This window comes from Pseudomonas sp. PvP028 (genome assembly GCF_017832255.1).
GTDB classification, from domain to species: Bacteria; Pseudomonadota; Gammaproteobacteria; order Pseudomonadales; family Pseudomonadaceae; genus Aquipseudomonas; species Aquipseudomonas syringae.
In genome coordinates this window covers 2,650,449-2,665,418 of the sequence record NZ_JAFIBL010000001.1, presented here as the reverse complement: position 1 = coordinate 2,665,418, position 14,970 = coordinate 2,650,449, and the positions used below count along the sequence as shown (strand labels likewise).

General features: G+C 58.8%; 14 protein-coding genes. 9 read left to right on the top strand and 5 right to left on the bottom strand.

All coding sequences use genetic code 11. The features are described 5' to 3' along the window. Positions 1–62: 62 nt before the first annotated feature. The 4 genes from JOE34_RS11910 to JOE34_RS11895 all read left to right on the top strand — a co-directional run bounded on the left by JOE34_RS11910 (position 63) and on the right by JOE34_RS11895 (position 7,385). Positions 63–2,438, top strand: coding sequence for a PAS domain-containing protein (locus tag JOE34_RS11910; protein ID WP_209995797.1), 2,376 nt, complete (start codon positions 63–65; stop codon positions 2,436–2,438). 166 nt (positions 2,439–2,604) lie between these two features. Further along, complete coding sequence (locus JOE34_RS11905) at positions 2,605–4,299, top strand: molecular chaperone HscC (protein WP_004416350.1); 1,695 nt, start codon at positions 2,605–2,607, stop codon at positions 4,297–4,299. Then, positions 4,296–5,843 carry a J domain-containing protein gene (locus tag JOE34_RS11900; RefSeq protein ID WP_209995789.1) on the top strand — a complete coding sequence of 516 codons (1,548 nt, stop codon included), beginning with the start codon at positions 4,296–4,298 and terminating at the stop codon, positions 5,841–5,843. The genes JOE34_RS11905 and JOE34_RS11900 overlap by 4 nt, the downstream gene beginning before the upstream one ends. 216 nt (positions 5,844–6,059) lie before the next feature. Further along, entirely contained in the window at positions 6,060–7,385 is a 1,326-nt protein-coding gene (locus JOE34_RS11895; RefSeq protein ID WP_003395916.1) for an MFS transporter, read from the top strand. Between the two features lie 219 nt (positions 7,386–7,604). Here the strand turns inward: JOE34_RS11895 and JOE34_RS11890 are convergent, their stop codons facing one another. Next, positions 7,605–7,799, bottom strand: coding sequence for a hypothetical protein (locus JOE34_RS11890; RefSeq protein ID WP_161948490.1), 195 nt, complete (start codon positions 7,797–7,799; stop codon positions 7,605–7,607). A gap of 179 nt (positions 7,800–7,978) precedes the next feature. On the opposite strand from JOE34_RS11890, the gene JOE34_RS11885 reads away from it, so the two are divergent. Both JOE34_RS11885 and JOE34_RS11880 read left to right on the top strand, forming a co-directional pair. Further along, positions 7,979–8,296, top strand: coding sequence for a hypothetical protein (locus JOE34_RS11885; protein ID WP_065088273.1), 318 nt, complete (start codon positions 7,979–7,981; stop codon positions 8,294–8,296). 145 nt (positions 8,297–8,441) lie between these two features. Continuing rightward, positions 8,442–9,065: a flavin reductase family protein gene (locus tag JOE34_RS11880; RefSeq protein WP_003406312.1), complete on the top strand. Its 624-nt coding sequence runs from the start codon at positions 8,442–8,444 to the stop codon at positions 9,063–9,065. On the opposite strand, the gene JOE34_RS11875 is transcribed toward JOE34_RS11880, so the two are convergent. Beyond that, the gene (locus tag JOE34_RS11875) at positions 9,066–9,305 is read right to left on the bottom strand and encodes a hypothetical protein (RefSeq protein ID WP_003406313.1); all 240 of its coding nucleotides are present in this window, start codon (positions 9,303–9,305) and stop codon (positions 9,066–9,068) included. A gap of 164 nt (positions 9,306–9,469) precedes the next feature. On the opposite strand from JOE34_RS11875, the gene JOE34_RS11870 reads away from it, so the two are divergent. After that, on the top strand, positions 9,470–9,640 hold the full coding sequence (locus JOE34_RS11870) for a hypothetical protein (RefSeq protein ID WP_004416346.1): 171 nt from the start codon (positions 9,470–9,472) through the stop codon (positions 9,638–9,640). A gap of 127 nt (positions 9,641–9,767) precedes the next feature. Next, the gene (locus JOE34_RS11865; RefSeq protein WP_198705820.1) at positions 9,768–11,264 is read left to right on the top strand and encodes an MDR family MFS transporter; all 1,497 of its coding nucleotides are present in this window, start codon (positions 9,768–9,770) and stop codon (positions 11,262–11,264) included. Positions 11,265–11,278: 14 nt separating this feature from the next. Here the strand turns inward: JOE34_RS11865 and JOE34_RS11860 are convergent, their stop codons facing one another. From JOE34_RS11860 to JOE34_RS11850, 3 genes are all read right to left on the bottom strand, one after another. Beyond that, positions 11,279–12,412 carry a DUF3396 domain-containing protein gene (locus tag JOE34_RS11860; RefSeq protein ID WP_024665790.1) on the bottom strand — a complete coding sequence of 378 codons (1,134 nt, stop codon included), beginning with the start codon at positions 12,410–12,412 and terminating at the stop codon, positions 11,279–11,281. After that, on the bottom strand, positions 12,393–12,596 hold the full coding sequence (locus JOE34_RS11855; protein ID WP_080268406.1) for a hypothetical protein: 204 nt from the start codon (positions 12,594–12,596) through the stop codon (positions 12,393–12,395). The genes JOE34_RS11860 and JOE34_RS11855 overlap by 20 nt, the downstream gene beginning before the upstream one ends. 295 nt (positions 12,597–12,891) lie before the next feature. Continuing rightward, positions 12,892–13,551 (bottom strand): TetR family transcriptional regulator, encoded by a 660-nt coding sequence (locus tag JOE34_RS11850; protein WP_003395927.1) that lies wholly within the window; start codon positions 13,549–13,551, stop codon positions 12,892–12,894. A 255-nt stretch (positions 13,552–13,806) separates the two neighbouring features. Here JOE34_RS11850 and JOE34_RS11845 point away from each other — a divergent pair, with 255 nt between their 5' ends. Beyond that, the gene (locus tag JOE34_RS11845) at positions 13,807–14,967 is read left to right on the top strand and encodes an efflux RND transporter periplasmic adaptor subunit (RefSeq protein ID WP_004389713.1); all 1,161 of its coding nucleotides are present in this window, start codon (positions 13,807–13,809) and stop codon (positions 14,965–14,967) included. Positions 14,968–14,970 lie beyond the last annotated feature (3 nt).

Here is a 14,970-nt window from a genome sequence, read left to right as displayed (position 1 = left end):
CGAAAGATGGGGCATTTTCTACCGTGAATACTCCCCTCGACCTCCCCTTGGGAGGCGGCGAAATGGGTCGGTTTATCCGAGAGACGGACTGGTCGACGTCCGCGCTGGGACCCAAGCATGCATGGCCCGCAGCGCTACTGTCTTCAATGAATCTGATGCTCAGTTGCCCGGACAGCATGTACCTGCTCTGGGGACCTGACTACACCCTGTTTTTCAATGACGCTTACTCTCAGGTCCTGCCGATTGCCGCCCGACAGGCGCAGGGGCAGCCCATTGCCTCGGTCTGGGGCGATGCCTGGGAAGCCGTGCGGCCGCTCGCCGAGCAGGCGCTGGCCGGACAAAGCCGCCGGTCTGACAATATTCAGCGCACCATCGTGCGCAATGGCAAGCCCGAGCAGACCTGGTGGTCGCTGTCCTATTCGCCGCTGTATGGCGATAGCGGCCTGATCGAAGGTGTGTTCTGCCGGGTCAACGAGACCACCTTGCAGGTCATGGCCGAAGTCCGTCAGTCGGAGAACGAAGCGTTCACCGACCGTGTGCTGTCGAGCATCAACGACTGCATCAAGGTGCTAGACCTCGATTCGCGCCTGACCTTCATGAGTGAAGGCGGTCAGCGGATCATGGAGGTCAGCGATTTCAACGCGATTCGCGGCTGCCCCTGGCCTGACTTCTGGCAGGACCAGGGCAATCTGGACGCCATTGCTGCGGTTGACGCGGCACGAGCGGGCCAGAACGCCAGTTTCACCGGCTCGGCGCAGACCCTGGCGGGCACCACCAAGTGGTGGCATGTGCAGGTCAGCCCGATTTTCGGCAAGGACGGCAAACCGGAGAAGATTCTCTGTGTTTCCAGGGACATGACCCAGCTCAGAGACGCTGAAGAAGCCCTGCTGTCGCTCAACGAGACCCTTGAACAGCGCGTGGTCGAACGCACCCAGGACCGTGACCGCATCTGGCGGCTGTCGACCGACCTGATGCTGGTGGCGCAGTTCGACGGGATCATCTCGGCAGTCAATCCGGCATGGACGCAAGCCCTCGGCTGGTCGGAAGAGCAACTGCTCGACAGCCAGTTTCTGGCACTGGTGCACCCTGAAGACGTGGACAGCACGCTGGCCGCCATGAGTGGGCTGGAGAGCGGCCGCACGATTCCGCACTTCAAGAATCGCTATCGTCATCAGGACGGCTCGTACCGGACCATCTCCTGGACTGCCGTGCCGGACAAGCAATTCATCCATGCCGTCGGCCGTGACATTCAGGCCGAGGAAGAGGCCAATGAAGCGCTGCGGCTTTCGCAGGACGCCCTGCATCAGGCGCAGAAGCTGGAAGCCATCGGTCAACTCACCGGTGGCGTGGCGCATGATTTCAACAACCTGCTGACCGTGATCCGCTCCTGCAGCGACCTGCTGAGGTCATCGAACCTTGAAGAGCACCGTCGTGTGAAGTACGTCGAGGCCATCTCTAGCACGGTCGACCGGGCCGCACGCCTGACCGGACAGCTGCTGGCGTTCGCCCGCCGTCAGGCCTTGCAGCCGGAAGTGTTCGATGTGTGCAAGAGTGTGGCGCGCATCGGCGAGATGATGGACACGCTGACCGGCGCGCGTATTCAGGTCAGCATCGACCTGCCTGCCGGACCGTGCTTTATCTTCGCCGACGGCAGCCAGTTCGATACTGCGCTGGTCAACATGGTGGTCAACGCCCGCGATGCAATGTCCGGCGCGGGTAAGCTGATCATAAAGGTTGAATGCGCTGCCCACTGCACTGCAGACCAGCCGGCCTCACACAGCGCGGGTGACTATGTAAAGGTATCGCTGACCGATACCGGCGCAGGTATTGCCAAGGAAAAACTGGGCCTGATCTTCGAACCGTTCTATACCACCAAGAGTGTCGGCCAGGGCACCGGGCTGGGTTTGTCGCAGGTATTCGGGTTTGCCAAGCAGTCGGGCGGTGAAGTGCTGGTTGAAAGCGAGCTGGGCAAAGGCAGCCGCTTCACCCTGTGCCTGCCCAGCGCACAGGATCAGGAAGTCGTCCAGGAAGACCATCACCACACGCTCACCCCATTGCCCGGGCTATGCGTGCTCATGGTCGAGGACAATCAGGACATCGGTACCTACACCCGCCCCATGCTTGAGCAACTGGGCTTTCAGGTGCTCTGGGTCAGCAGTGCCGCCGAGGCGCTGAAAGAGCTTTCCGGCAACCCGGAAAACTTCCATGTGGTGTTCTCGGACATCGCTATGCCGGGCATGAGTGGCCTGGAGCTGTACGCCGAAATCGAAGCGCGCTACCCGTGGATGCCGGTGGTTCTCACCACCGGGTACAGCACTGAGTTCGCGACGATCGCTCAGGACGAAACACATCGCTTCGACCTGTTGCAGAAACCCTATTCCAGAGACGATCTGGCCGCGATTCTGCACAAGGCCGTGAGCCGTAGCGGCGAACACTAAGGGGATGGATTCGCATCAATTCATCACGCCAGCGGATTCACTGATGCCTGATACGCATGAGTGAATCCCGGCACTACCGACGCATAAAACCAAGACAACACCGGTTGCCTTGATTCAGAATCACGCAAAACATCGCAACACTCTTAGAGCAGGGAGCATTTTCGAGATGATCGTCGGTATTGATCTGGGCACCACCAACAGCCTGGTGGCCGTATGGCGCGACGGCAGCAGCGAGCTGGTGACCAACGCATTGGGAGAAACACTCACCCCCAGCGTTGTCGGGCTGGACGACGACGGGCAGATCCTGGTCGGCAAGGCAGCCCGCGAACGCCTGCAGACCCACCCGGAAAAAACCACCGCCCTGTTCAAGCGCTACATGGGCAGCGCCCAAGAAATTCGCCTGGGATCTGCTACTTACCGCCCCGAAGAGTTGTCATCGCTGGTGCTCAAAAGCCTGAAGGCTGATGTCGAGCGCGCGTTTGGCGAGCCTGTCACCGAAGCGGTGATCAGCGTCCCGGCCTATTTCAGCGACGCGCAGCGTAAAGCCACGCGTATCGCCGGGGAGCTGGCGGGGCTCAAGGTCGAGAAGCTCATCAACGAGCCAACAGCGGCGGCACTTGCGTATGGCCTTCACCAGAAGGAAGGCGAAACCTCGTTTCTGGTCTTCGACCTGGGTGGCGGTACCTTCGACATCTCGATCCTCGAACTTTTCGACGGCGTGATGGAAGTGCGTGCCAGCGCGGGCGACAACTTTCTGGGGGGTGAAGATTTCGATCAGGTCATGGTCGAGCACTTTGTGAACCTGCACCGCGATGAGCCGGACTTCCCGTCAACGGAGCTGATTGCCCCGGCCTTGCGGCGCGAAGCCGAGCGGGTGCGCAGGGCTTTGGGCCAGGACGGGAGTGCCGACTTCGTATTGCGTCACGCCGACAGGGAATGGCGAAAAACCATTACTCAAGAGCAAATGAGCGATTTTTATGCGCCCCTGCTCAACCGCCTTCGTGCGCCGGCCGAGCGTGCGCTTCGAGACGCGCGGATACGCGTCGCCGATCTGGATGAGATTCTGCTGGTGGGCGGCACCACGCGCATGCCACTGATCCGCAAGCTTGCCGCGAGCCTGTTCGGGCGCTTCCCTTCCATTGCACTCAATCCCGATGAGATCGTCGCTCAGGGCGCAGCGGTGCAGGCGGCGCTCAAGCAACGGGACGCAGCGCTGGAGGAGATCGTCCTGACCGATGTGTGCCCTTACACACTGGGGATCGAGACCATCACGCAAGTTGGCAATCGCTATGAAAGCGGTCATTACCTGCCCATTATCGAACGCAACAGTGTCGTACCGGTCAGCCGGGTAAAAACGGTCCAGACCGTCAGTGATGATCAAGAGCACGTTATGGTGCGGATCTTTCAAGGCGAAAGCCGCATGGTCAAGGACAACATCGCCCTGGGCGAGCTCATTATCCCGATCCCCAAGGCGAAGGCCGGCGAAGTGGCGCTGGATGTGCGTTTTACCTATGACAACAACGGCCTGCTGGAGGCCGACGTGATGACACAGTTGACCGGGGAACGTCACAAGCTGGTCATCGAAAACAACCCAGGCGTGATGACGCCTGATGAAATACAGGAACGCCTTCAGGTACTTGAAGCGCTCAAAGTCCATCCGCGCGAACAGCAGGCCAATACTCATCTGATCGCCAGACTTGAACGCCTGTATCAGGAATGCCTGGGCAGCGATCGAGAACTTATCGATCACTGGACCACCCAGTTCCAGCATGTGCTGGAGACGCAGGACGAGCGGCAGATCAGCGAAATTCGCAAGCAACTCAAACAGGAAGTCGACACGTTCGAGCAGGGCGCAAGATGATCGACTGTTGGTCCGTACTTGAGCTGAATAACGATGCCGACGAGCGCAGCATCAAACGCCAATATGCCCGGTTACTGAAGGTCAACCGCCCAGATGAAGACCCGGTAGCCTTCCAGAATCTGCGTGATGCCTATGAAGAGGCGCTGCAGCGGGCACGATCGCGCGCAGATGAAGACGACCAGCCTGTCATGCTGCGCCAGCCCTTGCCTGAGCCCTCGCCTGCCCCGCTTCTGACAACGACCGTTATCGAGCAGCCCGATGGCATGGACTGGCTTCAACAGGTCAGGCAAACCACAGCGCAGAATCTGCCCGAGCAACAGCAGCTCGCCATGGAGCATGGACAGGCGGAGCGCTTTCAACAACTGTTGCTGCTGGAGTGCCTGAACGACTCGGCGCGTCGCGTCGAATTGATCAAAGCTGCATTTCAGCATCTGCGCTGGCTGACGGTATGGCAAAGCATTCATATCAGCAGCTACCAGCAGCACGCCTTGGCCGAGGCGATATTGCGCGAGGCGTTCGAAGCGTTCAGCGCACTCATCGAGAGCGGGCAGCATGCGCGCTTCATTGAAGAACTTCAGACGCTGGAGCAGCAGCCCTGGCTGATAGAGCTGGAGCGTCGCGAGCATTTGCAATGCAGGTGCATGGTCTTGCTGATTGCCAGCCACCATGTGACCTCTGACCTGCTGGAACAGACACGCGCTGTATTTGGCTGGAACCTGCAGCAAAACCTTCACCCCGGTCCTGAAGACCTTTGGCAGACACTGCGCCAGCGATACGAAGAAGTGGAGTACGCCGAGCATCTGCAACGCCTGCTCGATGCCAAACCGAGTACTGCCGAAGGCAAGGCCGCGCACTTGATGTTCAAGCCGCCACGTCTGGCTGCGCGGATCCGTACCGCAGTCAAGCAAGACACTTCGGTGTGGAACGCCTGCGCGCATATTCAGGAGCAGTTGACCGTCCACTACCCCGACGTCCTCAAGCGCTACCCCGAAGCACACCTGAATGCCTGGAAACTCATGCGTGAGCAGAGCGACTTCACGCCGCTCATCTGGGTCTACATCGGCGCGTTTCTGCTGGCGTTGCTGGCGCCTCCACTAGCGCCTGAAGGCACGGAATACAATCCGGGAACGCGGGTCCTCGTGCTGTTCCTGACACCGCTCTGGACAACCGTCGGCTTCTTCATCTTTATCTGTGTATGGCGTCCGCTGATGGTTCTGGCAGAGCCTGCCGATGCCTGGCTGAGCAGCAAGTTACTGCCCAAGGTGCTGAGCTGGCCCGGGGCCCAGGCGCTGGTCTTGCGGCATGGGCTTCCGTTTTTGTTTCTGGGCCTTGTCCACGTGCTTGACGGCCCGCGCACGCTGCTGGCTTATCTGCTGCTGGTGGTGCTGTGGGTCGCCCTGTCGCCTTATCGCTACCTGTTTCAGACAGCGCCTGCACGGCAGAAGATTCGGCAGTTTTATGCAAGGCACACAGTCATGGTGATCATCAGCACGCTGAGCATCGTCATGGCGGCGCTGTTGATCTCCTCTAAAATGAGCGCTTGAGCGGTCTTCTGTCGGCAATCCATCAGAAGACCCTGCTGCGAGCGCTTCGATCGGCAAGAATCCGCTTACCCCTGCCGGGCAGATAAGCGGATTCTTGCTCATAAAAGTCGCCCGACCGCTCTAGAACAAGCCCTCATGGTCTGGCACAGCTCCTGCTATGTAACACGCAGGGCATCCAATGCCTCCTTCCAAAAATAATGAAAAACAAGGAACACCATGGAAACTTCCAATCCCGCCTCCCATGGGTCGGCTGCTACTGCCGCTGGCCAGAAAACCACCTCCAGCCGTCTCAAATCGATTTTCAGTGGTTCGGTCGGCAACATGGTCGAGTGGTACGACTGGTACGTCTACGCCGCCTTCTCGCTGTACTTCGCCAAAGCCTTCTTTCCCAAGGGCGACACCACCGCCCAGTTGCTCAACACCGCTGCGATCTTTGCCGTCGGCTTTCTGATGCGGCCTATCGGTGGCTGGCTGATGGGGCTTTACGCCGACTACAAAGGGCGCAAGGCTGCGCTGATGGCATCGGTGCTGTTGATGTGCTTCGGCTCGCTGATCATTGCCCTGACACCAGGCTATGAAAGCATCGGCGTCGGTGCTCCGATCCTGCTGGTGTTCGCCCGCTTGCTGCAGGGCCTGTCTGTCGGCGGTGAATACGGCACGTCCGCCACCTACCTCAGCGAAATGGCCACCAAGGAACGTCGAGGCTTCTTCTCCAGCTTTCAGTACGTCACGCTGATTTCCGGCCAGCTCATCGCGCTGGGCGTGCTGATCGTTCTGCAACAGACGCTGACCACGGAGCAATTGTATGCCTGGGGCTGGCGTATCCCGTTCGTCATCGGTGCACTGTGCGCAATCGTCGCGCTGTTTCTGCGTCGCGGCATGGAAGAAACCGAGTCGTTCACGCGCAAGAAGAAGGAAAAGCCCAAGGAAAGCCTGATGCGCACGCTGATGCGTCATCCCAAGGAACTGATGACCGTCGTGGGTCTGACCATGGGCGGGACGCTGGCTTTTTACACTTACACCACTTATATGCAGAAGTATCTGGTCAACACCGTCGGCATGAGCATCACCGACTCGACGTCGATATCAGCGGCGACGCTGTTTCTGTTCATGCTGTTGCAGCCGGTCGTTGGTGCGCTGTCCGACAAGATCGGGCGTCGTCCGATCCTGATTGCGTTCGGCGTGCTGGGAACGCTGTGTACCGTACCGATCCTGACCACGCTGCATACCATTCAGACATGGTGGGGTGCGTTCTTCCTGATCATGGCGGCACTGATCATTGTCAGCGGCTATACCTCGATCAACGCAGTGGTGAAGGCAGAGCTGTTTCCGACCGAGATCCGCGCGCTGGGCGTCGGCCTGCCTTACGCCCTGACAGTATCGATCTTCGGCGGCACTGCGGAATACATCGCGCTGTGGTTCAAGAGCATCGGTATGGAGACCGGTTACTACTGGTACGTCACTGCCTGTATTGCCTGCTCGCTGCTGGTGTATGTGTTCATGAAAGACACGCGCAAGCACTCGCGTATCGAAACTGACTGATAAGGATTCCGACGATTCTCGTGCCCAGGCTCCGCTCTCATCGTTATATACAAATCTCGTGGGAGCGAGCTTGCTCGCGAAGAGGCCGGTACAGTCTCCAGAAATAGAGCGTTATTACTGACTCTTCGTGAGCAATGGGGATCGCCGCCCCGTTCACTCCATTTTTCGGGCTTATCGAGACGTGTGTATAACGCTGAGGACTCCGCGCAGGCAGAAGAGTCATTCAGGCTCACTTACAACGATCAATATCATCGCCCGCATCGATACAACGGCCGCTCCAAAACAATCCATTACATGCAGCACCTGCAACAGAGTGTTACAGGGCGGTGCGCTATTTAGCCAACTTTCAGCAATAACCGCTTGAATGAACTGCACTTTTAACTTGTCAAGAGCCTTTATTACAAGACTTTTCAAGAATTGCACCACAATAATGCAACCCCCGCTGAAAGGCCCGAAATCAGAGCATCACAGCCAACTATCATTTTCAGCGATGATCGCTAGCAATCCTATTAACTTCTTAATAATCCGCTGGCGCGTAGCATTGCCTCCATACCGGGATGACAACTCACCCGACACGCATTGGAGACATCATCATGAAAATCAACACACTGATCTTTGGCCTGGCTATCTCTGTTCTGGCTTCGAGCGCATTTGCACTTCCAGCCACCCACGTTCAGAGCGACCTGTCCAGCACCACCCTCGTTGCTGAAGGCGGCACCAAACACACTAACGTCGGCTCGATCCGTGTATCTGCGGACGGCGCAGATCATGTCGGTGCCAACCGTCTCGCCGCTGATGGCGCAGACCGCGTCGGTGCCAACCGTCAGGCTGCCGATGGTGCAGACCACGTCGGTGCCAATCGTCTTGCTGCAGACGGTGCAGATCGCGTAGGCGCCAATCGTCTGGGCTGATCGCTCACGCAACACCCCCAAAGCCCGGCTGATGTCGGGCTTCTTCATGTCTGGCTCAGAATGAAACACGCACGCCCCTCTGGCATCCTCTGCAAATGCGCAGCACTATGCTGACATCCACTATTGAGCCCATCAGGAACCGAGCATGTCAGACGCTATTCACTCCTACGAGCCATCCAAGGGTCACGGCCTGCCGCACGACCCGTTCAACGCGATTGTAGGCCCACGCCCGATTGGCTGGATTTCGTCGCAGGATGCCAACGGCAAACTCAACCTGGCACCTTACAGCTTCTTCAACGCGTTCAACTACGTGCCGCCGATCATCGGCTTCTGCAGCGTGGGTCGCAAAGACAGCCTCAATAATATCGAGCAAACCGGCGAGTTCGTCTGGAACCTGGCGACCCGCTCGCTGGCCGAAGCCATGAACCAGAGCTGCGCGCCGGTGGCGCCGGACGTCAGCGAATTCGAACTGGCAAACCTGACCCCACTGGCCTCGCAGATCGTCTCGGTGCCGCGTGTACTGGAAACGCCGGTGTCGTTCGAGTGCAAGGTCACGCAGATCATTCAGTTGCAGCGTGCCGACAAGGAGTTGGTGCCCAGCTGGTTGATTCTCGGCGAAGTGGTGGCGGTGCATATCGACAAGTCGCTGCTCAAGGACGGCGTTTACGACACTGCCGCCGCCGAGCCGATTCTGCGCGGCGGCGGCCCGGCGGATTACTTCCAGCTCGGCCCGGAAGCGCTGTTCAAGATGTTCCGCCCAGGCGCCTGATCAGGCGTCAGCCCACACCGGTTCGCCCTCTGCATCGATATCGACCAGCCGCTGCAGCTCTTGCACAGCGGCCAGGTCGGCATCATCGGCGGTCTTGAATTTCTGGTCCGGCAGCAGCGCATGGAAGCGCGGTGCGCCGCCGGCGCCCAGCGCCTTTACGGCAATCGCCGCGTTATACCCCTGCTCGGACGGCATGACTGCCGAGACCACTTCAAACCCGTTGTATTCCTTGCGTGCCATGTCTCTCAACCCTGCCAATACGTCAAAGCGCGAATTCTAGCGCGTCTTTCGGCTCGTCCGACACGCGGCATGCAGCGATAAAGCCGCCGACGCAAAACCCAACCTTGTCCTACACTCTAATCAGTCCTTTCAAACTGCTCTGTAGCCGAGGTAAGGAGTGCGTCATGAAAGCAATAACAAGAAAGTGCATGGTTGTCGCAGGAGCTCTGGCGGTATTGGCTGTCTACAGCGCCGGTGCCTATCGTAACGAACTGGCGCGCCAGGCCCCCTATGTTTCCAGCTGTACGTTTGGCCATTGCGTGCCAACCGATGCAACCTTCAGCGCCTTGCGATGAGACTCGCGCCGCGTGAATCGCATTGCCATTGCACAAAGGCAGCTATCGATTAGCAAGCTATCGGATTAGACTGGCCAGACTCTCCCGCCACACTTGCGGCGGGTCAACACTGCCATCAGGTTTTGCCTTGACCAGTCTTAATCAAACGCCTCCGGCCATCCGCAGCATCCTGTTTGCGTTGATGATGGCAGTCCTGCTCAGCGCGCTGGACCAAACCATCGTCGCGGTGTCGATGCCCGCCATTTCTGCGCAATTCAGGGATATCGATCTCCTGGCCTGGGTCATATCCGCCTACATGGTGTCGCTGACCGTGGCCGTGCCGATCTACGGCAAGCTCGGCGATCTTTACGGGCGACGTAAACTGATGCTGTTCGGGCTGGGGATTTTTACCCTGGCTTCGCTGTTCTGTGGCCTGGCGCAGAGCATGGAACAACTGGTGCTGGCGCGCGTTCTTCAAGGTATCGGCGCCGGCGGGATGGTTTCGGTCAGCCAGGCGATCATCGCCGACATCGTTCCACCTCGCGAGCGCGGCCGTTATCAGGGTTACTTCAGCAGCATGTACGCCGTGGCCAGCGTCGCCGGGCCGGTACTCGGTGGCCTGATGACCGAATACCTGTCCTGGCGCTGGGTGTTCCTGATCAATCTGCCTCTGGGAGCAGCCGCGCTGATCGTCGCGTATCGGACCCTCGTCGGCCTGCCAGTCCCGCAACGCAAGCCGATTATCGATTACCTGGGTACCATGCTAATGATCATCGGCCTGACAGCGCTGCTGCTGGGGATTACCGAAATTGGCCAGGGGCATGGTCTGGGCGACACCGAGGTTCAGTTGTTACTGGGCACGGCCCTGCTGACACTGGCCATTTTCGTCTGGTACGAACGTCGCACAGCCGAACCCTTGCTGCCCATGCATCTGTTCACCAACAAGAGTGCCGTGCTGTGCTGGTGCACCGTGTTCTTCACCAGTTTTCAGGCCATTTCCCTGATTGTTCTGATGCCGCTGCGTTATCAGACCGTTACCGGGGGCGGCGCAGACAGCGCCGCCCTGCACTTGCTTCCACTGGCTATCGGCATGCCGATGGGTGCCTATTTCGCCGGGCGACGCACCGCGCATACCGGGCGTTACAAGCCACTGATCCTGACCGGTGCGCTGTTGATGCCGGTTGCGATTCTGGGCATGGCCTTCACGCCGCCGCAATCGCTGATAGTGATGAGCCTGTTCATGATCCTCACCGGTGTTGCGACCGGTATGCAGTTCCCCACCTCATTGGTCGGCACCCAGAATTCGGTTCAGCTCCGGGATATGGGCGTGGCCACCAGTACGACCAATCTGTTCCGCTCACTGGGTGGTGCAGTGGGCGTGGCACTGATGTCGGCGCTGCTGTTGGCCATGTTGCAACACACCGGAGTCGGCCAACTTGGCGCAGGAGCACTGGGTGGCGAAGGCGGCTCCGGCAATGTCCTGCTCGACAGCCTTAACGCGGCAACCGGCCCGGCGCTGGAAACTCTGCGCGCCGAACTGGCAGTGACCTTCAGAAACCTGCTGATCACCAGTGCGGCCATTTCGTTGCTCGGTCTTGCGGCAGCCGCGGTGATGCCCAATACGTTGCTGCGAGGACGGGACTGATCGGCCTTTCAGTTTCAGGAATGCATCCCGGCCCAAAACCATTGCGTTTTCTTGCTCTTTATATGGGCAAACGCAGGCATGAGTTCACCTTCGTCGAAGTGTCGACGCGAGCCGGACTGTGCACTGCTGAACCAGCTGCCTGAGCGAGGGCAGGCTTGCCCGGCATTGACCGGCGGCAGCGGCTTTTCGTCGAATCGCGCATACCACTGCGCGGTAGTTTCATCGGTAAAGCCAATCCCTGGAACCAGGTAGGGATGAAGATTGCCGGTGTCCTGCAGGCGAATCGGCTTGATCATCCTGTTGACCGTCACATAAGACTGCGGCGGCGGCAGCCCTCTCCCGCCCAGCTCGGGCACCTCACCGGCGCGGATGATCAAGCCATTGCGATAGGTGTGGAACACGATCTCGCTGTGAGCGCTCATCTCGCCGCGCATTTTGTCGCTGCCTCCCAGTTGCCTGACGAACGCATCGCCAAGCACGGTGTACCAACTGACGCCCTTTATGCGGTCCAGCAGACGCAGGCTTTCAATGTGCGGGCCGGGATCGACCATCAGCCCGCTAAAATCCTGAGCAAGCCGAAATTCCCGGGGCAAATACTGATGGCCGTCGCACGGCAAAACGCAGGCAAGACCACCAAAGCCGTGCTCGGCCTGCAGTTCGCTGCTGAGGTACCTGATCCACTCCTCGTACTGTTTCAAGCCGTCGGGCTCGGTCAGATATGACCAGGGCAGAACCATTTTCAGACATGATCGATCGTTGTCGGCCTGGCCCTCTGAAGTGTTCATCACGAACAGGCTGTAGGTGGCGACTTCAGCCTGAGTGGCGCTGGCGATAGACCAGATGAACTGCTCGTCAGGCGGGCTCTCGACAATCTGGCGCCGGGTCGAAGCGAACCCGGAGCCGCTCAGGCGACGCATGCGTTTGAAGAGCTGCCATTTGAGTCTGGTTTTGAACGCTTCGTAAAAGCGCAAAAAGCAGGCTTCGACGCGACGCTTCATCTCCACAGTGTGGCCATTGCGAAAATACAGCGTGGTGATCAACCCCAATCGTATGACCGGTGTGCCCAATACTGAATCCATGGCCACACGTTCAGATTGTTGCGTGATCCTGGCCAATAACCCCACAGCGTCAGTTGCAGTGTCCGACATGCCCTGCCCTCCCATCAGTCGCCGGGGTCAGGTTTTTGCGCGTACCTGCATGCCCTTCGCAGGTATCGGTCACGCCAGAGATGTCCCCGCTCATTGGGTAGCCATGGCCCTGCCTGCCCGAGTAGACATCAGCGTAACTGGTGATGATTTCAGGGCACATAGGCGCAAGATTCGGCAAAAACATGCAACCTTCCTCTCTTCTGATCTTTCAGGAGGCGAAGAGTGAAGGGAGTTTTCCTGCGGAGCAATACTCGGAATTTACTTTGGGAAATCAGCTACATGTATCAGGAAATGTCCTACTTGCTTCCTACAATATCTTGTCAGATCAACGCTCGCTGATGCCTGCACGGCGAGCGCAATCGGTAAATACAGGTAAACGATCGGTAAACACACTATATAAGAGGCACGGATTGGAGTTAGGCTCTGCACAGCATCGCTGGCAGGCGGAACCGGCGGGTGCCGCCGCCGCTCACGTTCTGTCAGGCGCCAACTGTCGAGCGGTTGCTGTCGATCAGCAACGTCGGGCTGAAACGCAGCATGTCCAGGCACACGTCGACCAGTTGCTCGGCCTCTGCGGGCAGCGAGAAGCTGTCCGGAACCAGCAGCCATTGGTAAATGATGCCGTTGACGTAGGCAAACAGCGCCACGGCAGCCCGGGCGGTGTCCAGCCCTTTGGGTAATTGCCCCTGGCGTACGGCGTTGTTCAGCCCCAGGGTGATACGGTCGTGGCACTGTATGGCGTTGTCCTGACGCTGACGACGGAAATCACACATCTCGTCGGTAAACTCGCACTTGTGAAAGAGGATTTCATTGATGCGACGGGTTTTCGGGTCCAGTGCGAGTTCATGAAACAGGTGAATCAACAGATTTCTCATGCAGCCCAGCGGGTCTTCCTCGTCCTCGCTCTGGCTGGCCTCGGCCATTTCGTCAAGAGGCTCCTGAAGGCTGTCGAGCATGGCCTGCACCAGATCGGCCTTATTGTTGAAGTGCCAATAGATGGCGCCTCGCGTCACACCGGCAAGGGTGGCAATGTCGGCCAGCGTCGTGCGGGCGACGCCTCGCTCATAAAAAGCCTGCTCGGCAGCCTCCAGAATCTGGCTGCGAGTGATCTGAGCTTCCTCTTTGGTGCGACGAACCATGGCAATAAGACCTCAAAAGATTCACCTCAGGCATGCGTCTTGCGTCATGCCTCGAGATATGACCGGGCGGCATTTGTCTCGCCTTGTCCCGAATTGGCTCCCGGCTCCCTGAATACTGGCCGAATGCGCACGGCAGGTGTTTACAAACAACCGCGAATGTAAGTATATTCCTTAGCATGCTACTTATCTAGCCGAAATATTTTTTAACACTTCAACGTACTGTTGAGAAAACAGGCTCCTGCCCCGAGGATCTTCATGCAATTCAAGCCAGCTGTTACCGTTCTGGTCACTGCCATCGCCCTGGCAACCCTGCTCAGTGGCTGTAGCAAGAAGGAACAGGCCGCCCCGCCTGCGCAAACCCCTCAGGTAGGCGTCGTTACCATCAAAGCACAGCCGTATACCCTGACCACCGAGCTGCCGGGCCGAACCACCGCATTCCGCGTTGCCGAGGTTCGCCCTCAGGTCAACGGCATCATTCTCAAGCGTCTGTTCACCGAAGGTGGCGATGTCAAAGCCGGTCAGCAGCTCTACCAGATCGATCCGGCTGTCTATGAAGCCAACGCCAACAGCGCCAAGGCCACCCTGCAGTCCGCCAAGTCGATGTCCGATCGCTACAAGCAACTGGTCAGCGAGCAGGCAGTGAGCCGTCAGGAGTACGACACGGCGCTGGCATCCACCCAGGAAGCTCAGGCAACCCTGCAGACCGCCCAGATCAACCTGCGCTACACCAAGGTGCTGGCTCCTATTTCCGGTCGTATCGGTCGCTCTGCGGTGACTGAAGGCGCACTGGTGAGCAGCGCGCAGACCGACGCGATGGCAACCATCCAGCAACTCGATCCGATCTATGTCGACGTGGTGCAGTCATCTGCCGACATGCTCAAGCTGCGCAGCGACCTGGATAGCGGCAAGCTGCAGAAAGCCGGTGACAACGCGGCCAAGGTCAAGCTGACCCTGGAAGACAACAGCGTCTACGCCCAGGAAGGCAAACTGGAATTCTCCGAGGTATCGGTTGACCAGACCACCGGCTCCGTAACCCTGCGTGCGGTGTTCCCGAACCCTGAACACCGTCTGCTGCCGGGCATGTTCGTTCATGCTCAATTGCAGGCTGGCGTCAATTCGAAGGCCATCCTGGCACCGCAGCAAGGCGTAACCCGTGACCTGAAAGGCACGCCGACCGCCATGGTAGTCAACCAGGACAACAAGGTTGAAATGCGCACGCTGGTGGCCAATCGCACCGTGGGCAGCGACTGGCTGATCGAAGACGGCCTGAAAGAAGGTGATCGCGTCATCACCGAAGGCTTGCAGTACGTCAAACCAGGCGCCGAAGTGAAAGTCGCCGAAGCGACCAACGTCAAAGGAGCAAACCCGGCACCTGCCCCGGCCACTGATAAAGCCGCAGGCAGCAAAGGGGAGTAACCC